General features: G+C 71.2%; 15 protein-coding genes and 2 pseudogenes. 6 read left to right on the forward strand and 11 right to left on the reverse strand.

Annotation, left to right across the window (positions count from 1 at the left end; genetic code table 11):
- Positions 1-135: 135 nt before the first annotated feature.
- Positions 136-492 (reverse strand): hypothetical protein, encoded by a 357-nt coding sequence (locus tag KSNIM_RS37340; RefSeq protein WP_263107628.1) that lies wholly within the window; start codon positions 490-492, stop codon positions 136-138.
- Between the two features lie 102 nt (positions 493-594).
- The gene (locus tag KSNIM_RS37345; protein WP_263107629.1) at positions 595-825 is read right to left on the reverse strand and encodes a hypothetical protein; all 231 of its coding nucleotides are present in this window, start codon (positions 823-825) and stop codon (positions 595-597) included.
- Positions 826-931: 106 nt separating this feature from the next.
- Between KSNIM_RS37345 and KSNIM_RS37350 the strand changes: the two are divergent.
- Both KSNIM_RS37350 and KSNIM_RS37355 read left to right on the forward strand, forming a co-directional pair.
- Positions 932-1,228: pseudogene (locus tag KSNIM_RS37350) on the forward strand (YibE/F family protein); the annotation flags it as partial.
- A gap of 140 nt (positions 1,229-1,368) precedes the next feature.
- Complete coding sequence (locus tag KSNIM_RS37355) at positions 1,369-4,692, forward strand: S8 family serine peptidase (protein WP_263107630.1); 3,324 nt, start codon at positions 1,369-1,371, stop codon at positions 4,690-4,692.
- 638 nt (positions 4,693-5,330) lie between these two features.
- On the opposite strand, the gene KSNIM_RS37360 is transcribed toward KSNIM_RS37355, so the two are convergent.
- Positions 5,331-6,269 carry a virginiamycin B lyase gene (locus KSNIM_RS37360; protein ID WP_263107631.1) on the reverse strand — a complete coding sequence of 313 codons (939 nt, stop codon included), beginning with the start codon at positions 6,267-6,269 and terminating at the stop codon, positions 5,331-5,333.
- 605 nt (positions 6,270-6,874) lie between these two features.
- Between KSNIM_RS37360 and KSNIM_RS37365 the strand changes: the two genes are divergently transcribed.
- Together KSNIM_RS37365 and KSNIM_RS37370 are read left to right on the forward strand one after the other, a co-directional pair.
- The gene (locus KSNIM_RS37365) at positions 6,875-7,405 is read left to right on the forward strand and encodes a hypothetical protein (protein ID WP_263107632.1); all 531 of its coding nucleotides are present in this window, start codon (positions 6,875-6,877) and stop codon (positions 7,403-7,405) included.
- Positions 7,406-7,433: 28 nt separating this feature from the next.
- Positions 7,434-8,501 (forward strand): peptidase, encoded by a 1,068-nt coding sequence (locus KSNIM_RS37370; RefSeq protein WP_263107633.1) that lies wholly within the window; start codon positions 7,434-7,436, stop codon positions 8,499-8,501.
- Between the two features lie 51 nt (positions 8,502-8,552).
- Here KSNIM_RS37370 and KSNIM_RS37375 read toward each other — a convergent pair whose 3' ends face one another.
- The 6 genes from KSNIM_RS37375 to KSNIM_RS37400 form a co-directional block, all read right to left on the reverse strand.
- Positions 8,553-9,845 carry a hypothetical protein gene (locus KSNIM_RS37375; protein ID WP_263107634.1) on the reverse strand — a complete coding sequence of 431 codons (1,293 nt, stop codon included), beginning with the start codon at positions 9,843-9,845 and terminating at the stop codon, positions 8,553-8,555.
- A gap of 439 nt (positions 9,846-10,284) precedes the next feature.
- Positions 10,285-10,530, reverse strand: a complete 246-nt coding sequence (locus KSNIM_RS37380) for a hypothetical protein (protein ID WP_263107635.1) — start codon at positions 10,528-10,530, stop codon at positions 10,285-10,287.
- A 1,744-nt stretch (positions 10,531-12,274) separates the two neighbouring features.
- Entirely contained in the window at positions 12,275-14,380 is a 2,106-nt protein-coding gene (locus KSNIM_RS37385) for a SpoIIE family protein phosphatase (RefSeq protein ID WP_263107636.1), read from the reverse strand.
- Positions 14,381-15,142: 762 nt separating this feature from the next.
- The gene (locus KSNIM_RS37390; RefSeq protein ID WP_263107637.1) at positions 15,143-16,162 is read right to left on the reverse strand and encodes an NADPH:quinone reductase; all 1,020 of its coding nucleotides are present in this window, start codon (positions 16,160-16,162) and stop codon (positions 15,143-15,145) included.
- A 24-nt stretch (positions 16,163-16,186) separates the two neighbouring features.
- Complete coding sequence (locus tag KSNIM_RS37395; protein WP_263107638.1) at positions 16,187-17,080, reverse strand: aldo/keto reductase; 894 nt, start codon at positions 17,078-17,080, stop codon at positions 16,187-16,189.
- A complete protein-coding gene (locus tag KSNIM_RS37400) occupies positions 17,077-17,634 on the reverse strand; it encodes a TetR/AcrR family transcriptional regulator (protein WP_263107639.1) in 558 nt (185 codons plus the stop codon). The genes KSNIM_RS37395 and KSNIM_RS37400 overlap by 4 nt, the downstream gene beginning before the upstream one ends.
- A 420-nt stretch (positions 17,635-18,054) precedes the next feature.
- Between KSNIM_RS37400 and KSNIM_RS37405 the strand changes: the two genes are divergently transcribed.
- Together KSNIM_RS37405 and KSNIM_RS37410 are read left to right on the forward strand one after the other, a co-directional pair.
- Positions 18,055-18,723 carry a hypothetical protein gene (locus KSNIM_RS37405; protein ID WP_263107640.1) on the forward strand — a complete coding sequence of 223 codons (669 nt, stop codon included), beginning with the start codon at positions 18,055-18,057 and terminating at the stop codon, positions 18,721-18,723.
- Positions 18,724-18,832: 109 nt separating this feature from the next.
- A pseudogene (locus tag KSNIM_RS37410) lies at positions 18,833-19,519 on the forward strand (IS3 family transposase); the annotation flags it as partial.
- A gap of 232 nt (positions 19,520-19,751) precedes the next feature.
- On the opposite strand, the gene KSNIM_RS37415 reads toward KSNIM_RS37410, so the two are convergent.
- Both KSNIM_RS37415 and KSNIM_RS37420 read right to left on the reverse strand, forming a co-directional pair.
- On the reverse strand, positions 19,752-20,945 hold the full coding sequence (locus KSNIM_RS37415; protein ID WP_263107641.1) for a glycosyltransferase family 4 protein: 1,194 nt from the start codon (positions 20,943-20,945) through the stop codon (positions 19,752-19,754).
- Positions 20,932-21,741 (reverse strand): D-glucuronyl C5-epimerase family protein, encoded by an 810-nt coding sequence (locus KSNIM_RS37420; protein ID WP_263107642.1) that lies wholly within the window; start codon positions 21,739-21,741, stop codon positions 20,932-20,934. Before KSNIM_RS37420 ends, KSNIM_RS37415 begins: the two co-directional genes overlap by 14 nt.
- Between the last annotated feature and the right edge of the window lie 98 nt (positions 21,742-21,839).

The raw sequence follows: 21,839 nt of genomic DNA on the forward strand, positions 1-21,839 counted from the left end.
GGTGGGCGTACGGGGGTCGCTTCGTTGTCTCGCCCCCAGGTTCTGAATGGCGCCGACCAGCTGCCCCCGAGGGGCCGCGTCACGACGGCTGCTCGCTTGGACGCGGCCTCGCCCGTCACCCAAGACATTGGTCGTTCACCGCAGGAGCGCGAAGGCGAGGGCTGCTGCGCCGCCCAGTGCAGTTCCGGCGAGAACCTGCGCAGGCGTGTGGGCTTTGAGAGCGAGGCGGGACCAGCCGATGGCTGCGGCACCGGCGGGGGAGAGGACCATCGTCGGGCCGAAGACGAGTATCAGGGTCATCGCTGTGGTGCCGGCCGCGGAGTTGTGGATGGAGATCTGCCAGACGGTTACTGCCGTGGAGTAGACAAGGCCGACGAGCATGGCGCCGACCAGGGCGGAGACGTCGCGCGGTGCGCCGACCGTGTGGAGGAGGGCGAGGCCTGCGACGACGGAGAGGCCCGCCGTCATCGGCAGGAGGCGCTGGCGCCGCATGCGGATGTGCTTGTCCGTCAGAGCGCCGCGACGTACGCCGAACAGGATGAGGCTGATCGGGATGACGCCGCAGTACGGGGCGGCGAGCAGTCCCCAGCCCAGTCAGGTCCGGCTGTCCGTGCTGTGCCAGCCGATGAGAAGCAGGAGGGCAGTGACGAGGTTGGCCGGTGCGAGGACGTCCGTGAGGATGCGGGCGGCGTTCTCGGTGCCTGAGGAGGCGTTGAAAGCCGGGGGTGCGGGCGGGGCGAGCGTCCTCATGCAGCGGGGCTCCTGGGCGGTTGCGGTGGTGGCGGTGAATCGGGTGGCGAGCGGGGAGGAGTAGACCGCGCACATCTCGCGGAGGGCTCGTACTTCCTACGGGAGGTCGAGGTCTCCTGCGACGGGAACAGCGGCAGAGCCGGTGGCTGGGACGCCGGTCATTCGGGCGTGGCGAGCGGCTCGGATCGCTCTGTTCCTGTGCCACGGGCTGTCCGCGCGGACCTCGGTCGCCGTACTCGGAACCCTGATCTCGCTGGTGCTCATCGGCGTGCTCGGCCCGGTGTTCACCAACTGGGCCCACCTGACCGGCAATACCTCCGAGGAGACCGGCCTCATCCACGACCTCTACCCGAACATCGAGATCCGCGGACTGTGCTGGCCGGCTTCATCATCGGTTCCCTGGGCGTGCTGGACGACGTGACGGTCACCCAGACATCGGCCGTGTGGGAGCTGAAACAGGCCGACCCCACCATGAGCGCCCGCGCGGTGCTGGCGGGTGTCTGCCATGGCGGGATCTGGTCAAGGGCAACTCTCCTCAAATGGCTGGTGTTTGCGCAAAGCTGACCGGTCATCTGGAACCGAAATCGGGACCGAATCTTCTACTCACCAGGGATGCTGATGACCCTCGAATCCCCCGGCTCCATACCCACGGCCAGACGCGTAGGGCGCGTCGTGGCCGTGGCGGCTCTGGTGGCCGTCCTCGCGGCCACCGGCGCGGCGCCTGTCTTGGCGGCGGACGGGAACGGCGCTCCGAGCTCCGGCCCTGCCGTCAAGTCCGCCGATCAGAAGCTGGGTTCGGCCGATGCCGAGCTCCTGCAGGAGGCCAAGGCCAAGGGTGACGCGAATGTCACCGTCATGGTCGCCACGGCCCCCGGCCAGACCAAGCAGGTCGCCGACCAGCTCGACGCCGTCCCCGGCGCCTCGGTGGGCCAGGTCTACGACAGCCTCGGTTACGTGCGCGCCACCCTGCCCACCGGCAAGGCGGAGGGTGCGCTGAAGGCGGCCGCCAAGCTGTCGTCCGTGCACGGCATCGACCTGCGGCACGAGATCCAGCTGCCGGACCCGCGCCCCGACGCCAAGGGCGGGTCGGGCTCGGTCCAGAAGACCGCCGTGGAGTCCTACCCCGCACCGGACAAGAACACTCCCGCGAGGAACCCGTACAACCCGTCCTTCGAGACGGGCGCGGTGGACTTCGTCGCGAGGAACCCGCAGGCCGACGGCCGCGGTGTGACCATCGGCATCCTGGACTCGGGCGTCGATGTGAGCCACCCGGCCCTGCAGAAGACCACCACCGGCGAGCGCAAGATCGTCGACTGGGTCACCGCGACCGACCCGATCGCCGACGGCGACGCCACCTGGCGCGCCCAGATCACCCCGGTCACCACCTCCGGCGGTACCTTCACCGCGGGCGGCGCGACCTGGAAGGCGCCCGAGGGCAGCTACCAGTGGAGCCGCTTCAGCGAGTCGATCACCGCCAACGGTGACATGAAGGGCGATGTCAACCGGGACGGGGACACCACCGACCGGTTCGGCATGCTCTACGACGCGGCCGCCGGGACCGTCCGCGTCGACACCGACCAGGACAACGACTTCACGAACAACGAGCCGATGAGGCCGTACAAGGACGGCTACCAGATCGGCTGGTTCGGCACGGACAACCCGGCGACCGACGTCGCCGAGCGCATCCCGTTCGTGATCCAGATCCGCAAGGACGTCCCGATGGACCCGCTCGGCGGGGACTGGATCGGCAAGAAGGCCGACTTCGTCAACATCGGCATCATCGAGTCCGAGCACGGCACGCACGTCGCCGGCATCACCGCCGCCAACAGCCTCTTCGGCGGCAGGATGAACGGAGAGGCGCCGGGCGCGAAGATCGTCTCCTCGCGTGCCTGCACCTGGTCCGGCGGCTGCACCAACATCGCCCTGACCGAGGGCATGATCGACCTCGTCGTCAACCGCGGCGTGGACATCGTCAACATGTCCATCGGAGGCCTGCCGGCGCTGAACGACGGCAACAACGCCCGTGCGGAGCTCTACAGGAACCTCATCGACACCTACGGTGTCCAGCTCGTCATCTCGGCGGGCAACGAGGGCCCCGGTGTCAACACCATCGGCGACCCCGGCCTCGCGGACAAGGTCATCTCCGTGGGCGCGGCGGTCTCCAAGGAGACCTGGGCCGCCAACTACGGCTCCGGCGTGACCAAGAAGTACAACATGTTCCCCTTCTCCTCGCGCGGCCCGCGTGAGGACGGCGGATTCACGCCGACCATCACCGCCCCCGGCGCGGCCATCAACACCATCCAGACCTGGCTGCCCGGCGCGCCCGTGAAGGAGGCCGGTTACAGCCTCCCGGCCGGTTACGGCATGCTCCAGGGCACCTCGATGTCCTCGCCGCAGGCCGCGGGCGCCAGCGCCCTGCTGATCTCGGCCGCCAAGCAGCACGGGATCGCGCTGTCCCCGGCGAGCCTGCGCACCGCGCTCACCAGCACCGCGAAGAAGATCGACGATGTTCCGGCGCACGCCCAGGGCTCGGGTCTGGTCAACGTCCTCGGCGCGTGGGAGTCCATCCAACACGGCGCGAAGTCCGACGAGTTCACCGTCAAGGCGCCGGTCGACACCGCGATCGACCAGTTCCTGAAGACCCCCGGCTTCGGCACCGGCCTCTACGACCGCGAAGGCGGCCTGAAGGCTGGCCAGAAGAAGGTCTACGACGTCGTCGTCACGCGCACCACCGGCGTCGAGCACGGCACCCGCACCAAGCTGAGCTGGCGCAACAACGACGGCACGTTCAAGATCATCGGAGGCTCCGACTCCGTCAGGCTGCCGCTGAACAAGCCCGTCACCATCAAGGTCGAGGCCAAGCCGAGGACGGCCGGCGTGCACAGCGGCATCCTGCAGCTGGACGACGAGACCACCGAGGGCATCGACAAGCAGATCCTGACCACGGTCATCGCCTCCACCCCGCTGGCGGCCCCGGCCTACACCTTCTCGGACACCTCGTCCGTGCAGCGCAACAGCCACAAGTCGTATTTCGTCACCGTGCCGCAGGGCGCGAAGACCCTCGAGGTCGCCCTCGGCGGTCTCGCCGCGGGCAGCCAGACACGCTTCATCTCGATCCACCCGTACGGTGTGGGCATCGAGGACAGCGCGACCACCCAGTGCTACCCGAACTACGACAACCCGGCGAACCAGTGCCGCCCGGACCTGCGGTCGTACGCCGACCCGCAGCCGGGCGTCTGGGAGGTCGAGGTCGAGTCGCGCCGCACCTCGCCGCTCCTCGACAACCCGTTCAAGCTGAACGTCTCCCTGCTCGGCGCGGCCTTCGACCCCGCGGTCAAGGTCCTGCCCGAGGCGAAACTGGGCACCCCGGCCCCGGTCCAGTGGACCGTCAAGAACGACGGTGCGGCCATCTCCGGCGGCAAGCTGAAGGGCGGCCCGCTCGGCTCCGCGAAGGTCGCCAGGCCGACCATCGCCAGCGGTGAGACCCAGACCACCGAGGTCACGATCGGCGAAGGCGTCTCCCGCCTCGACATCGCGATCGGCAAGGTCTCCGACACCGCCGCCGACCTCGACCTCGACATCTACAAGGACGGCGTCAAGGTGGGATCCTCCGCCGACGGCGACTCCGAAGAGGCCGTGAGCCTGGTCAACCCGGCCGCGGGCACCTACCAGATCAAGGTGTTCGGCTACGCGGTCCCCTCCGGCTCCACCACCTACGACTACCGCGACGTGTACTTCTCGGCCGCCCTGGGCTCCGTCCAGGTCGACGAGGCCACCGCGGTGAACCTCGCCAACGGCGCCTCCACGGCGGTCTCGGCGAACGTCCTGGTCAGCGCCGCGGCCCCCGAGGGCCGACAGTTCTTCGGCCAAGTCCAGCTGCTCAACGCCCGCGGCACCGCCGCCGGCACCGGCAGCGTGCAGATCGACAAGGTCCTCCCGTAGTCCCGTGGTACGGAGAGGAACCGAAGGGCCGGTGCTCGCACCGGCCCTTCGGGCTTCCCGCCCTGCCCGCCTACCTGCGCGCGAGGTGCTCCAGCGCCTGGCCGCCGGCCCCAAGGCCGACCCGGTCAAACTGAAGAAGGCCCGCAAGGCGCTGGCACTCCTGCAGACCGACCCCCGCACCCCGGCCCGCACTCCCACCAGTACGAGAACTTCCCCGGTCACACCGACCAGAAGGTCTGGGACTCCTACGTCGGGAACCACACCCCTGACGCCTGGCGGATCTCCTGGACCTACGGCCCCGACGAGACGGACGACCAGGGCCAGACCGACCAGGTCATCACCGTCCTGGTCATCCGCCCGCACCTGTGGCAGCACACCCGGCCCGGCCTGACGGATCCATGCCCCCCGCCACCCGTACGGTCGGTGGTGCGGGCAGTGCTGTCGCCTGCATCGTCGGCCCGGCTGCTCCCCGTCTTGCTCCGGAGCCTCGTCGTGCCCATCGCCGCAGGTCAGCCGCCGGACTCAGGCCTTCCGTGCCCTTCTGATGCCCCCGACCGTCGACCCCGGGTCTCCATGCTGCTGTCCGGGGCCGACGGGGGGCGGGGCCAGCTGGACCACCGGTCGGATTGCTTGCTCGGTCAGGGGGCGACCTGTCCGATCTGGCTCGCGGAGTTCTCGGTGAACCAGAGGTCGCCGTCGGATCCGGTGGTGATCTCCAGCGCGTTCGAGCCGGACGTCGTGATCGCCGTTTCGGTGATCGTGCCGCCGGTGGTGATCCGGCCGATGTCGTTGCCGACGTTCTCCGTGAACCAGAGGGCGCCGTCCGGGCCGTTGGTGATGCCCCACGGGAACGGGAAGACGGCGTCGGTGAGGTTGTAGCCGGTGAATGATCCACCGGTGGTGACCTGCCCGATCTGCGAAGCCCCGGCGTCGGTGAACCACAGGTTGTCGTCCGGCCCCGAGGTGATGCCGATGGGCAGCGAGTCCAGGGCGGGGACGGCGTACTCGGTGACCGTGCCGCCGGTGGTGATCCGGCCGATGCTTCCGTTCAGCACCTCGGTGAACCACAGGGCGCCGTCGGAGCCGGCGGTGATGCTCAGCGGGTAGGCGGCGGTGGTGACGGCGTACTCGGTGACCGTGCCGCCGGTGGTGATCCGGCCGATGCTGCTGGCGCCGGGCTCGGCGAACCACAGGGCGCCGTCGGGACCCGCGGTGATGCCCCACGGGTAGGCGCCGGAGGTGGGCAGCGTGTATTCGGTGAACGTGCCTCCGGTGGTGACCCGGCCGATCTTGTCGGTGTTCGACTCGGTGAACCACAGGGCGCCGTCAGGCCCGACGGTGATCCCGGCCGGACCCGAGGCGGAGGTCGGCACCGCGTATTCGGTGAACGAGCCGCCCGTGGTCACGCGCCCCACCGCGTTCGCGGCGTTCTCGGTGAACCACAGCGCGTCGTCGGGCCCCGCGGTGATGCCGACCGGACCCGAGGCGGAGGTGGGCGTCGCCCATTCGGTGAGGGAGGTGATCCGCTGGGCCTGCGGCGGCGCCGCAGGCCGGCCGCGCCGGGCGAGGCAGCTCACGAGTCCCGACGGCCCCCCGTGCCGCAGACAGGACTTCACCCACGGTCGCAGGGGCACGGGACGGGGCGGAGCTTCAGCCGCGGCAACGGCGTTGGGCGCGCCGACCGCGCCCGTCAGAGCCAGGACGGCGAACACACGAGAAAGCCGCCGGAGGCGGCCGGGACGGTGGGACATGGAACACCTTTCAGACGAGAACACCGCGATCCGCGGCCGGATCGGCGCACGCAGGCCGGGACCGCCCAGGCGATCGCGCCGCGCACGCACAATCCCCGCCGGGCCGGGGCCGAAACAGTGAGACGAGTGATATCCCGACTTTTCATCAATCCAGACCATGGTGCGAAAAGTGATACTGGCGCATCTCTTCCGGGTGGATTCCGGTGCGGATCGGCCCAGTGCAGAGGCGGTCATCGATGCGAATTCATTAAGCAGTTCCGGAGCGGTGGTGATAAGTTTGCTGCCCGGCCTGACCGGGCCTCGGGGCCGTTCTCGGCCGAACGAGGGAATTGGCGTTTCGATGCCGTGCGTGTGCGGATAATAATCCGGGTTGCCGACGGGGAGGCATTTCGAGCACTGCTGTCCATGTCAGGTCGAGAAGGAGAAAGTTCATGCGAATCCGATATTCTGTGGCCGCCGGCGCCGCCATCGCCGTTGCCATCGCCGGAGTGGCCAGCGCCGCCGACACGACGGTCACGTTCTCCGTCTCGGGCGGGGCGCTGTCGATCTCCGTCCCCAGCTCGGCGAGCCTGGGGAGCGGGTTGCCCGGAAATACCATCAACGCGCAGCTCGGCGCCGTCACCGTCACGGACGCCCGCGCCCTGCTCACCGCGTCCTGGGTCGCGTCCGTAACCTCCACCAGTTTCACGACGGGTGGCGGCACACCGGCGGAAACCGTTCCGACCAGCGCGGTCTCCTACTGGTCGGGAACGGCGACCTCCACCACCGGCACGGGCACCTTCACACCCGGCCAGGCCGCCTCCGCCAACGCCCAGACCCTCAGCAGCAGCCGCACCGCCTTCAGCCTCTCCGGCGGCACCGGCAACAACTCCGCCACGTGGAACCCCACGCTCGTCGTTGCCCTCCCCGCCGCCGCGGTGAACGGCACCTACACCGGGACGGTGACACATTCGATCGCCTAGCCGGGCGCGCGCGCTGAGCGCGGCCGCGGTGGTGCTCACGCTGGCCTGGGGCCCGTGCGCCGCCGCGGCCGCCCGCCCCATTCAGGCGGCGCCGTCCGCCGAGGGCAGCATCGGCCTCAAACTCCTCGACGCGCCCCGCGGCCGCGAAGCCGACCCCCGCGCGCACATGTACATCGTCGACCATCTCGCCCCCGGCACCGTCATCCACCGCCGACTGCAGGTGACGAACACCTCCGACACCGACCAGCGTGTCGACCTCTACGCCGCCTCCGCCGCGATCGACGGCGGCACCTTCAATGCCGACCCCGACCGCACCCAGAACGAGCTCACGACCTGGGTCTCGGTCGACGACTGCGCCGCGCAGAAGGCGGTGGCCGCCACACCTGGGGAGTGCGGCGCCCCGCGCGATAGCAGCGCGGCCACGCCGTCGGCGCCGCGCTCCCTCGTGCGCGACGTCCCGGCGCACGGCACGGCCGTGGTCGACCTCAGCGTCCGGGTCCCGCCGAAGGCGTCCGCGGGCGAGCGGTACGCCGTCGTGTGGGCGCAGGTCGCGGGCCCCGCTGATCCGGCCGGGAACGTCCGCATGGTCAACCGGGTCGGAGTGCGGATCTACCTCGACGTCGGCCCCGGGGGCGAGCCACCGTCCGACTTCCAGATCGGGGAGGTGACCCCCGCCCGCGCCCCCGACGGCACCCCCGAGGTGGTGGCAACCGTCCGCAACACCGGCAAGCGCGCCCTCGACATGACCGGATCGGTGTCCCTGGCCGACGGTCCGGGCTCACTCAGTGCCGGCCCCTTCCCGGCAAGCCTCGGCACCACCCTCGGCATCGGCAGCACCGGGCGCGTCACGGTGCTGCTGGACCGGCAACTCCCGGCGGGCCCGTGGACGGTTCGCCTCACCCTGGCCAGCGGCCTGGTCCGTCACACCGTCACCGCCACCGTCACCTTTCCTGCCGGCTTCGCCGCCGGCGCGCCGGTCACTCCGCATGCGGTGGACTCCGCCTCGATGACGGCGGGCGTCTCCGCCGTCGCGCTGGGCGCCGTCGTCCTGGCCGCGTTCGGCTACGGGGTGGTGCGGCGCCGACGGACGGGTTGAGGCCTCGCCCACGCGCCCGTCGGCACAGTGGCCGGCGGGCGCGTTTGCGCGTCAGGCGACGGAGTGGGTGATGGTGCCGGTGTAGGTGCCGGCCACGGCGGCGGCGGGGATCGTGACCACCGCTGTGGGGGTCCAACTCGCCGAGCTGTTCCCGTTGCCGGTGGAGCTGAAGGCGGTTCTGGAGGCGCTGAGTGCCTGTTTGGCGGCGGCGTCGGACTGGCCCGGTGTCACGACGACGGTGCCGTTGACGTTGGTCGCCTGCCCGGACCAGTAGGAGACGTTCGCGGTGGTGATGGTCTGGGCGGGTGCCCCGGCGCCGGTGGTGAAGTTGGTGGCGGACACCGTCGCGGCCCAGGTGCTGCTGGCCACTCCTCGCTGGTCCGAGACGGTCACCGATCCGAGGGCCGCGCTGAGGGTGCCGCCGGGCGCCGCGCTGCCGAGGGCCGCGGTGGCCGGCAGGCTGATCGACAGCGTGCCCGTGTTCGGGATGACGCTGATCTGGGTGCTGTTGCTGCCGCTGGTCTCGATGGTGTCCACGACCGCGCGGGTGAAGCTGGCCTTGCCGCCGGAGGCGGCCGACAGCTTCCCGGCGGCGGTGTAGATCGCGCCGCCTGCGGTGATCTGCGTGCCGTTTCCCGAGACCGCGACGCCCGCGGTGTTGTTGCGGTCGGCGATGAACGTCATGCCGGAGAAGGCCCCCGTGGTCGGTGCGCTGAGCGTGGTCTTGCCGCTGGTCTGGTCGGTGAAGGCCGCACCACTGGTGCCCGCCGCGCACGCGGTCGGGTAGGACGGGCAGCCGAGGTAGATCGTCACTCCCGTGCCGTTCAGCTTCCCGCCGGAGATCGTCATGCCTGCGATGCTGGTGATGACGTACGTGCCGGGATTGAGCGTGAGCGTGCCGCCCAGGTTCGTGATGCTGGTGTACACCCCCGGGCTGATCGTCTGGTTCCCGGTGATGTGGTTGATGGTGGGGTAGGGCGTGGCCGGTGTGGTGGGGCAGGCCGTGGCGGCCGGGCACTGGGCCAGGGCGGCGTACGGGTCGGTGCCGGCGGCCTGGTTGGTCGGGGTCGGGTTGTAGGAGCCGCCGCTCGAGGTGGCGAACCCGGCCGGCGCTGCCGGACCGCCGATGGTTCCCCCGGTCGCGGTGACCGTGGTGCCACTGACCAGCGCGGCCTGACTGTTCGTCGAGTTGACCAGAATACTGCCGGTGACCTGCAGGCTGCCGGGGTGGACGTGCAGGGCGTTCGCGGCGTTCGGGCTGAGGATGCACAGGCTCGCCGTGCACTCGCCCGCGGCCCGCGCGAGAGGGGACGGACCGGCCACGGCCCAGGCCAGCGCGGTCACGAAGGCAAGCACCGTGGCGCAGACCGTCCGGGGCGCGCAGCGCCGCCCACGGCCGCGGACCGGAACGCGTCCACGCACGGCCACAGGCCAGGGCCCCGGCGCCCGGGACACGTCAGGACGGCGCCCCGGCGCGCCGGCAGGCCGGCCGGCGCCTGCACGCCGTCCGGCCCGCACCCGGGCGGTGCCCGACCGTCCGGCGGTGAGTGTCATCGTCACGTTCACCAACGTCGGCATGGCTGAAAACATATCAAATGCGACATGCGGGACGCATATTCCTGTGCGAAGTGATGCCGTCCCAGCGTGTCGAGCCCGTCGAGCCGACAGATCGACCGCGCCGGGAAGCCATTCGCCATCCAACGCATTCACGAGGGATCATCCTGCAGGGAACGGAATCTGGCCTCAGATCAGGCGCGAGGGCGCCCGGCCGTTCAGGATCAGGTCAACTTGACGGCAGGGGCGGTGCAGAGCCGAGGTCCGCGGCGATCTCTTCGCTGTGGTTCACGGCGAATTGGAACAGTTCGGAGACGATGCGGTGTTTCGGCTTGCGGATCTGCCAGTAGATGCGGTCGACCGCGGCGGCGAACGCGGCACCGGCCTCGTTCGAGACGTACCAGCTGCGGCGGGTCATCCCGTTCGTCTCCGCGTGCTCCGCCTCGGGAAGCGGACTCACGCTGTCTCCACTCATCAGTCGTCCTCGACTCCGTTGAACAGGTACCCGGGCTCTCCGGGCCGTGGCCAGGCGCCGTGGAACGGCGCGTGTACTGCGATGGCTGTCGGTGGCGCACCCTGGGGCGCCCCGCCCCACGGACACCAGGTGTCCCTGGTCGGGATGGGGCTGCGTCTCGAGTCCACGTGAGGGTCACCGCCCTCGGATCGCCGGTGAGACGCCGCCGGGCCATGGGCGGAGGCGGCCGACCGGGCCGTTGCCGGTACGGCCCCGGCCTCCTTGCCCGTGCCGGGAAATCCCACCGCCCGGGGCCGTGAACCGGCCCGGCTCCGGGCACCACCGTCACGGCGAGGTCCGGCACGTCGGCGGCGGGTCCGTCTCCCCGGCGAACCCGCCGGGGAGACGGAAGTACGACTCGTCCCGGGGCCGACACCCCGCCCCAAGGTGTGCAAGGAGAAAGGACCCGGCGCCGTGACGCCGTTCTCCCCTCGATGCCGCAGGCGCGCACGCGATTCCCGGCCGCGACGGCGCCGGGGTGGTCGGGGACCCGGTGGGCGGGGGCGTCCCGGCGCGGGGCCGGCCACGTGCGGGTCCTCGAGGTCAATGCCGCCCCGGCCCCCGATCGTGTGGGTCGAAGCACCTGGCGCCCCGGGAATTCGGGCCAGTACGGGACGGATCCACCGCCGACCTCCGGACCTTGGTGACTCGGAGCCGGTGCAGACCGCGGGCGGTGACGGTCGGGTCGGTGGCGGCGACGGTGAGGCGTCCTCGGCATCGACGACGGCGACCGTCCGGACCCTGATCTCCTGGCCCGGGCGAACAGTGACGTACCGGTGGATGTCGTTCGGGGCGTCGTCACTGTCATCCTCGGTAATCGTGGCGGTCAGACCCTGGCGCTCCGGGAGGGGCCGACCTCGACGTGCTGGTGGATGCCGTTCCCGGCGCAGGCCGTACCGGCCGCGCCGGCGGTCATGGCGAACGCGATCAGCGCGGCGGCGGCAAGGGCGTGCCGGGATGCCTTTGACTCTCCCAGGGCAGTTGGAACATCTGGACCTTCATCGTGCGGCGCTCACAGTGCTTTCCGATTTGATGTCTCCGGCGTTTCACCGCGTCGGGTGAACAAGTTACCACGTGCAGGGGAATCGATTCCTCAGATCGACTGCGGAACAAGGGAATTCAGTGGTGCCGCGCCAGCAGATGTGGCAATGGGCCAGTGGGTGAGCGGCGTTGATAACTCGATCACAAATTCCCCGGGGATGCTCGTTAAATTTCCCCGATTCGGGCTTGGCGGAGATGTTCCGAGAGTCCGGCCCAGGTCTCCGCCGACGAGGGCCGGGCCGCCGGCCGCGGCCAGCGCTGTCCGCCCTGCTGTCCGGCGCGGCCGGGCAGGGCTGCTGCACCCGCAGGCCCGCCTGCAGATCTGCCGTCGGATGTCACTGCATCGGCGCATGTGTCACTGAGGGAGTGCCCGGTGGGTGCGGGCTGTTGACCGGCGTGTTCGTAGCTGCGCCCGGAGCCGGTGACATAGTGATGCCGACCTGTTGGCGACAGGCAGTGGCGTCATGCCGGGGCGCGGATGTGCGGATCGCTGTGCGTTTCCGGGCCTGCCCCCGGTGCCGGCCGTCGAGAAGTGCGAGGACCAGGCCCGTTGTGACCGTGGTGGTTCTCCTCCCGGCCGTCCTCGTGCGTGGTGGGCCGAGCACGGCGCCACCCGCCTGCCCGGGACCGGCTGACGGGCCGCTCGGATCGGCGTCCGCATCCCTCACAGCGTGTGTCCGACCGGACCCGGCGCGGAGTGGACCTCGGCGATGAGCAGGGCCACGTCGTCATCGTCGTCGTCCGCCCGCCGCAATGCGGTCAGCAGACGGTCGCAGGTTGCTTCCAGCGAGAGCCTGGGTCCGCGGAGCAGGCTCATGAGGGCATCAAGGCGCGTGTCGATGGCCTGGTCACGGGTCTCCACCAGGCCATCGGTGTACAGGAGCAGTCGGTCACCGGGCGCCAGCTCCACGCAGGCGGACTCGAACGGGACGCCTCCGACGCCCAGCGGCGCACCCGGGGGCAGCTCCAGCAGCACCGGGGCCCGACTGTGGCGGTGGAGCACGGGGGGCGGATGGCCGGCCAGCGCGATGCGGCACCGCCTCCTGTGCGGGTCGTAGACGACGTAGACGCAGGTGGCGGTGGTCTCGCCGAGTTCGGCGGTGACGCGTTCGAGGTGGTGCAGCACCTGAGCGGGGTCGAGGTCGAGATCGGCCAGGGTGCGGGTGGCGGTGCGCAGCTGGCCCATCCGGGCGGCGGCGTTGATGTCATGGCCCATCACGTCGCCGACGACCAGGGCGGTCTTGTCGCCGGCCAGCGTGATGGCGTCGAACCAGTCACCGCCGGCCAGCGCGGCGCGTCCCGCGGGCTGGTACCGGGAGGCGACCTGGAGACCGACGGGCCGCGTGGGCACGTGCGGCAGCAGGTGGCGCTGCAGGGTCAGGGCCGTGTTGCGTTGGCTCTGGTACCAGCGGGCGTTGTCGATGCACACGGCGGCGCGGGCGGCGAGCTCCTCGGCCAGCACGATGTCGTCCTCGCCGAACGGCAGCGGATCGCGCACGCGCTTGAGGTCCAGGGCGCCGAGCACCTCGCCGCGGGCGATCAGCGGCACCGCCAGGTAGGAGCGCAGGCCTGCTCGGGCCAGCACGGCTGCGGCCTCGCCGTCTCGGGCAATGCCCGGCAGGTCCTCGCCCGTCACGTGGGCCACGAGCACTGGACGGCCGGTGGTCACGCACCGGGTCACCAGGCGGTTGGCCTCGTACTTGGCGATCTCCCCGACCGGGTCGGCGGCGCGCAAGGCGTCGGAGGGGTAGGCCGCCGCCACGGCCAGGGCCCGCAGGGTCACCGGCCCCGCGACCGGCCCGGGTGTGGGCGGGCGTCCGCGCAGGACCGAGTCGAGAACGTCGACCGCGGCGACGTCGGCGAGGTCGGGGATGACGAAGTCGGCCAGTTCCTGGGCGGTCCGGCCGAGGTCGAGGGTGGTGCCGATCCGTATGGACGCCTGGGCGACCAGTGCCAGTCTCTGTCGGGCGCGGGCGGCCTCGGCGGCCGCGTGGTGCTGTTCGGTGACGTCCACCACCGTGACGGCCAGGCCGATCACCTGCCCGGCTGGGTCCTCCAGCCGGAAGTACGACGCTCGCCAGGCGTGGTCGCTGTCCGGATCGGCATGCGTGCGGCCGACCGTGAACTGATCCACCAGCGGCTTGCCGGTCGCCAGCACCTGGCGCATCGCGGACTCGACGGCCCCGGTGTCGAGGAACGGCAGCGCGTCGCGGACTTCGTGACCGAGGTGCTGCTCGGCCGGCAGGCCGTTGATGCGCTCCAGTGCCGGGTTGACCAGGACGTACCTCAGGTCGGTGTCCAGCACCGCCAGCCCGATCGGGGACTGGGCCACCAGCCGCGCCGACAGGGCAAGATCGCGCTCGACGTCACGTAGCGTGGCCTCGTCGGTGGCGATCCCCAAGGCGTAGAGGCAGCCGCGCTCGTCCTGCAGCCGCATGTTGCGGAACTCCACCAGCCGGGTGCTGCCGTCCTTGTGCCGTACCGGGAACACCCCCGCCCAGCGCCCGCCTCCACTCATCACCTCGGCGAACAGCTCGAGGATCAGCCCCCGGTTCTCTTCGGCGACCAGTAGCTCGGCCGCGTACCGGCCAAGCGCCTCCTCGGCGCTCCAGCCGAAGAGATCCTGGGCCTGCGGGCTCCACAGGGTGACCCGCCCATCCGCGTCCAACACCGCTGCGGCCACACCCAGCAGGTCCAGCAGGCCACCGGGCTCGGACGCGGCAGCCCGTACCGTGCCGACCGGAGGTGGGCCCGTATCGGAGGCGCTCATTCCCGGCCTTCCTTCTGCCCGCCACCGATACTGGCGGCCTCGTCCGATCCAGTCGCGTCGCTCGACCTCGCCTTCCGTCCCGCTGCCCTCCATCGTCTCTCGGCGGAGGCCCGCTGGACAGCTCAGGCGACCTCGCCCGCCGCCGCACCCTCATCAATGACGGGTGTGATCTCGGCTTCTCCCGCTGCCGCTCCACCAGCGACAATCCCGCCACGCTGTCCGGAGCGGGCGACTTGATCAGGTAGACGGCGGCAGACTGGCGGCACATCGAAGCTCCGGTGGTGCGAGGCGACTTGGGAAGGTCACCCCGTTCAACCGGAGCTTCGATGCGTTCGTGACGGCTCGGCCCGTACTCCTCGCACCGCGGCGACCTGCGGACTCACACGATCACCGGGACTTTGCAGTGAACCTGCCAGCGCAAGGCCGACGAGCTCGTCCGCGGCCTGGACGCCGAGCTCACCGCCATGGTCCCGCTGGGGTGCCCGGACCCCGACTGGAACCGCTCCCACCACCGGATGCTCTGCCACCTCCCCGGCGGCGGCGCCGCCACCGGCCCGGCAGCCGCACTGGCCTGGGCGACGACCCGTCCTTCCGGCCCGGTGCGTGGCTGCGCGAGCAGGCGACGGCCCGCACCGAAGGGAAGCTGACCGAGCAACAGACCGCGCTCCTGGACGCACGTCATGCTGCCGAGGCCGCCGCCGGCTGACAGCGCCGGTCCGGGGCGGGATCTGCCCTCACGGCGAGGTGGGGTGCACGGTGGCGTCAGGACGTGATGTCCACCAGGACCTTGCCGACCGTGCCGCTCTCGACCGCTCGGTGCGCGTCGGCGGTGCGGTCGAGGGGAAAGCGGGTCAGTGGCAGGCCGTGTTCCTCGCCGACCGGCAGGGCGCCGTCGCGTACTGCGGCGGCGACGTCCTGGGCGGCCGCGGCGCGCGCCTCCGGACCGGCTGTGTAGAGCACCAGGAACTGGAGGCGCGTGTTGAGCACCATGTTGTGCGGCACGTTCAGTTTGACCGGCTTGCCGCCGTCGTTGGCGTAGGTCGAGATCGTGCCGCGGGTTCGCAGTACGGCCAGGTCCAGTGCGAGGTTCGCGCCGAGCGCCACCTCTGCGACGATGTCGACGCCGTCCGGGGCGATAGTGCGGATCTCGGCGGCCGGGTCGCCCTCGCGGTAGTTGATCACGTGGTGGGCGCCGGCGGCGGTGGCCAGCCGGGCTTTCTCCGGGCCGCTGATCGTGCTGATCACGGTGGCGCCGGCCCAGCGGGCGAGCTGGATGACCGCGTGCCCGACCGCTCCGGCCCCGCCCGCGGCGAGTACCACCTTGCCGTCCAGCGCCCCGGGCCGCAGGCGGCGCGGCCCGTCCTCGGCGACGGTGAGCGCGCGGTGCGCGGTCAGCGCGGGGACGCCGAGTGCGGCGCCGACGTCGAAGCCGGCCTCGTCGGGCAACGGTACGGCCTGTTCGGCGGGCACGACGGTGAACTCGGCGGCGGTGCCGGTGGGCCGCCCGGCGGCGGCCATGAACAGCCAGACGCGCTGACCGACCCGGCTCTGGTCGACACCCTCACCGGCGGCGTCGATCGTGCCGGCGCCGTCGAGGTGCGGGGTGACCTCGGAGAACCGCTTGGTATGGGCGGGGCCGGAGCGGGCCTGCCAGTCGGTCGGGTTGACCCCGGACACGGCGACCCGGACGCGAACCTCGCCGGGGCCGGGCACGGGCAGGCGGCGGTCGACGAACTGGAGAACGTCGGGGCCGCCGTTGTCGCGGTAGACGATGGCTTTCATGATTCCGTCCTGGTCGGGGGCTGGTCAGCCGATGGGGACTTCGGCGGAGCGGGACTCAACGGCGTCGAGGGTGGCCAGGGTGGCGGCGTCGAGAGTGATCCCGCCGGCGGCCGTGTTGGCCTCGAGGTGAGCGGGGTCGGCGGTGCCGGGGATGAGCAGCACGTTGGGGGCGCGGTGCAAGAGCCAGGCGAGGCCGACCTGGGAGGGTGTGACGCCCAGGGATTCGGCGACGGCGTGCACCGTCGGCTCGTCGGTCGCCTTGGGCAGGCCCGGGAAGGACCCGCCGAGTGGGAAGAACGGCACCCAGGCGATGCCCTCGGCCGCGCACAGCCGCAGCATGTCCTCGTCGTCGCGGGCGACGAGGCTGTACGCGTTCTGCACGCAGGCGATGCCCGCCGGCAGGGCGCGGCGAAGGCCGCCGAGGGTGACGCTGCTCAGACCGATCGCGCCGATCTTGCCCTCGTCGCGCAGGGCGATCATCACGTCGAGCTGGTCGTCGAGGTCGACCACCTGGTCGCCGTCGGGGCGGAGGCCGGGGCCGGAGTCGAGCCGGCGGAGGTTGACCACCGGGAGCCGGTCGACGCCGAGGCTGCGCAGGTTGTCCTCGACGCTGGCGCGCAGCTGTTCGGGCCGCTGCGCGAGACGCAGCGGCATCGGCCCACCCGGGTCGGGGTCGGCACCGACCTTGGTGACGACCAGGACGCCGTCCTCGGGGCGCAGCGCCTCGCGGATGACCTGGTTCGCGAACCCGAAGCCGTAGAACTGGGCGGTGTCCACGTGGTCGACGCCCAGCTCGACCGCGCGGCGCAGCAGGGCGACGGCCTCGCCGCGGTTGTGGTGCAGGCGTTCGAGCTGGAGGGCGCCGTAGCCGACCCGGAAGACGGTGCGGCCGGCGAAGGGAGCGGTCAGGGTGGTCATGACGCGGTCTCCTCGGCCGGTGACTGCAGGGCGGTGTACAGCAGGTGGGCCAGGTAGAGGCTCTGCACCCGGTGGGCGATCGGGTCGGCGCGCTCCGCGGCCTCGGCCGGTTCGACGTGTTCGACCTTGACCAGCCAGGCAGTGACGCTGTCGTGCACCATCGCGCGCATCCCGTCGATGGTGGCGACCACGATGTCGTGAATGGCAGGGTTGTTGGTCGCCTCGCCCCAGGTCTGCACGCCGACCCGGGCTTCGACGGGGTCGATGCCGGCGATGAGACGGGCGAGCAGTTCGTCGGGGTCGGGCGGGGTGTCGCTACGGGCGTACGCGCCCAGGGCCTCCGCGCGTTTGGCGAGCACCGCGTGGGCGGAGGCCTGCACCAGGTCGGCCTTGTTGCGGTAGTGGGCGTAGATCGAGCCCGTCGACAGGCCGGACTCGGCCGTGATGTCGGCGATCGAAGTCCGCTCCAGGCCGTTGCGGCTGAAGCAGCGTACGGCGGCCTCGGTGATCTGGGCGCGCCGGAGTTCCTTGCGTGCGTCGGTGAGTCGAGGCACCACACCCCCTGCAAAAAGAATCGCGGTTCTGCTTGTGGCCTCACTATAAAGAACCGTTGTTCTGTTTGCACCGGCGACAGATGTGGCGGGGATCACGTTTCGGGGGCGAACTCGGCCGCCTCGCCCGCGCTGAGCTCCTGCCCGACGGCAGGCCCCCGCACTGCGGGCACGCCGATCCGCTGCGCGAGCGCATCGACGGACGGGTGGGCCAGTGACGGCCGGCCGCCGCGCCGCCTGAGCGGGACCGGGTGCGCCGACCGGGAACGAGTCCCGGCCGGCGCACCCGGTCACGGCGACTGTGGGACAGCTCAGGTGCCGGGCGGAGAACACCAGACCGCTGCGCCACCGAGATTGACACGGCGTCAGGCCGAGCGGTCCAATCGAGTCCGCACAGGGTCGCCGCGGCTGGGGGGTGGACGCGTGGACGTCGTGATGGCGCTCGGTTCGTTCTGTCTGCCCGCGCTGGCTGTCTGGGACGTCCTACGGATCGCGGTGAGCGTCAGCCGGTCCGAAGCGCCCCGGTTCGGGAACCTGGTCAGCCTGGGAATCTGGAGCGGCGGCACCCTGTACGTCGGCTCGCACGGCGGCCCCGCCTTCCTGGTGCCGGTGGCCTGCGTGCTGCTCGGTGCCGCCGCGCTGCTGCTGGTCGTCCCGGTGGTGCGGGCCCTCCGGACGCCGGCGAGCGGCCGGGCGACGCGCACCGGCACGTCCACGCGGCTGTTCCGCCGGATCATCGCCACCACGCACACCGCCTCCGGCAGCCTCATGCTCGGCGTGACCGCGGACGGCGGCGTCATCCTTCCGGACAAGCCTCCGCTGGAGGACGGTGCACCGCCGCGCGTACGGCTCACCGAAGGCTGCCCGTACTGCCTGGTCGAGAACGTCCTCTCCCACCTCCTGGAGCTGGACGCCGCGCCGTTCATCCACGCCTACCGGCACCACGTGGCGTCGGGGGAGAACCGGGTGTTCGTCGTCGGCCGCGTCGACGGCACCCCCGGGTGGACGACGGGAATGGCACCATTGGCCGGCCACGAGGTCGCGCCCGCCGTCCCCTGCCGGCACCACCGACCGGCCGCGGCGTCCGACTGACACGCCGACCGAGTCGCGCGGTCAGTCCACCAGGTCGCCGGACGGGTGCAGGCCATCCCCGAGCCCGTGGACGCCGAGCGGCGGAGCGGACGCCGCGGACCCGACCGTCGGCCGCAAACGGGTCGAGCGCCTGATGCGCCAGGCCGGCCTGCAGGGCGTGAGCCCGCGTCGGCCCCGTTCCCTCACCCGCCGCGACCCGGCGGCCGACCTCGCCCCGGACCTGGTCCAGCGCGACTTCACCGCGGGCGCCCCGAACCGGCTGCGGGTCGCCGACGTCTCGCTGATCCCGACCGGCGAGGGACCGTGGTGGCTGGCCACGATCCGCGACGCCTTCTCCCGCCGGATCGTGGGCTGGCACACCTCCGAGCGCGCGGACGCCGACCTTGTGCTCACCGCGCTGGAGTACGCCCTGCACGGCCGGCCCGTCGAACCCGGGAAGCTGATCCATCACAGCGACCACGGGTGTCGATACACGTCCATCAAGCTCACAACTCGCCTGCTGAAAGCGGGAATCGAGCCGACTAGGGGAAGCGTGGGCGACTCCTACGGCAACGCCCTCACGGAGAACTTCTGGAGAGTCCTGAAGACCGAGTGCGTGCGCCGCACGACCTTCGCGACCCGCACCGACGCCGACCTCGCCCTGTTCGTCTCCATCGACGGCTTCTCCAACACCCGCCGCGTCCAACAGCGCCTCGGCTGGCTCAGCCCGGACGAGCACCAGGCGAAGTACTGCGCCGACCAGGCGAGGGCCGAACCAGTGGCCGTCGAACTGCCCGAACCCATCCTGGCCAGGTAATCACCACCGCCCGCTCAAGCGGGGAAGCTCGATGCCACACGGTATCGACCTGCCGCCCGTGGATGCCAAAGTTGCTCAACCAGTACCTCGACTTCCTCGAGCTGTCTGGCTACCTGCGGGTGCCGAACGGCACGACGTGCGCTCGGCACGACGTTTATCACGCCGACGGAGAGCCTCTGAGGAGGTCGAACAAGCGCGCCCTCTTGACAACGTTTTGCATAGCAGGGCCAGGTCAAGTTGACGGCCGGGTCAAGTCCCGGTACAGCTGCTCCAGTTGCGCGATCTTTACTGAGCCGCGTTCGGTCCGGTCGATCAGTTCCCGGTTCGCCTGCCGGTCGTCGGCGGTCAGCGGCTGTGCGTGTGTCAGCGCGTCGGTCAGTGTGGCTTCCAGCGGGTCGGGGAGCGGATCCGTGTGCAGGCCGTCCGCTGCCAGTTCGCGGTAGGGCGGGATGTCGGAGAGCAGCAGGCGACAGCCGGCGGCCGCCGCTTCCAGGACTGATGAACTGCGTTGGTCGCTCCGGGGTACCGAGATTGCGAAGTGGCTTGCGCGCATCAGGCTGAACATCTCGGCTTGACTGAGCGGCTCTTCGATCAGAACAGTCCGGTCGGCCTGTTCTGCCATACGTTGACGCACCCTCGCAAGGTATTGGTGCTGCGCCCGTCTGGCCTTGGCGTCGGCGGGCCGGTGACCGGCGAGCACCACGAGGAAGAGGTCGGACCGGACGCGTGCGGCGCGGGTGAAGGCCGCCGCGATCTCGTGCGTTCGGTAGACCTCGGCCGTGCTGCGGATTGACAGGGCGACCGTGGCATCTGCTGGAATGCCGTACCTGGCGCGAACCGGTCCCGGGTCGGCGTTGTTCCGGGCGTCCAGCAGTGCGTCTGGTACTCCCCAGGACAGGGTCGTGATCCGCGATCGAGGGATGCGGTACCGGTGTTCCACGTGTCCGGCGACCTCGTGGGAGGTCGGCACGACCCAGGCGGCCCTGTGAAGGGTCAGCCAGGCTACGAGCGCCCGGCCGGGGTGCCGGGTTGCCGCGCGGAGTTCGGAGCCCCAGGGAGTGATCAGGCACGGTGCGGTCTGTGCCGGTAGTGCGAGGGACATCGCGCCGTGGACGCCGAGGGAGTGCACGTGGATGATGTCCGGACGCACCCTGCGCGCCTCGCGGCGTAGCCAGCCGGCCGCGCGCGCCGCCCGCCATGGCCACCATGATCCGGCCGCGGGTGCCGACGCGACTCGCCAGTCGGCGGGACGGGGGCCCGGATCGTGCCAGCTGCACACCGAAACCGTGTGCCCGCGCGTGGCCAGATCATCGGCCCAGCGGCGTGTGTGCGCCGAGGCGGCCGGCGCGAGCAGGAGGATGCGCAGCGGTGCGGCGGACGCGGGGCCGCTGCCGGGACGCTGTCGGTCCTGGTCAGGATTCGGCACGGTACTCCCTCAGCACGAAGCGGCCTTTGCCTGCGGCGGCCCGCAACCGTCCGGCCGGGTTACGGGTGTAGCGATCCCAGCGTGCTGCCACGGTCAGCCACTGCCGGTCGGCGAGTACCCTTCCGGCGGCGGTCAGCAGCGCGACGTGCAGACAGTGGTAGGCGAGAGTGGCGGGCGCATGGTGTTGGAGGTCGTATCTCGTCCAGTACCCCAGGTCGAAGTCGGTCAGCGAGTCGCGGAGCCGGTCGGCCATCGGTTGGTGGGCGTGGCGGTGCTGGGCCCGGCCGAGTTCGAGGAGGCCGAAGAGCGCGAAGACGGCGCCGTTGAGAATGTGGCTGGCCGGGTCCGACGGACACTCCTCGGGGAACGGGCGGCCCTGCCGGTCGTAGTCCGCGCAGCCACCGTCGGCCAGCGGCCGGAGCATCAGCTCTGCCGCACCCTCACTCGCGTCGAGGAGGGAGCGTTCGCCGGTGACCGCGTGCGCGCGTAGCAGCACGGATACCGCCAGGCCCTGGGCCATCGCGGAGTACCACCCGGGGCGCACCCCGTATCGGGGTACCGATACCGGGTAGCGCCAGCCGCCGTTGCCGTCCTGCGCGGCCCGTAGCCAGGCGGCCTGGGTCAGGAGTGCCCGCAGGGCCGGGGGCTGGTCGGTGGGGGACTGGCCGGCGGCGAGTGCGCCGGTGTGCCGGCCGAGCGCGTACAGGCTGATCGAGACGGGGTTGCGGTACGTATCGCCGGTCGCGGTGCGTGTCACGACCAGGCCTTCGTGATCGAGCAGGGATCCGGCGGTCATCGGTCTGAGGTCGAGTGGGTACCTGTCCGGCGGGCCCGGCGGCATTCCGCCCGGTCGCGAGGCCGCGTCGACCGGGAAACTGGGGCGTCGCAGGTCGC

The sequence above is a fragment of the Kitasatospora sp. DSM 101779 genome, from assembly GCF_025655475.1.
Classification (GTDB): domain Bacteria; phylum Actinomycetota; class Actinomycetes; order Streptomycetales; family Streptomycetaceae; genus Kitasatospora.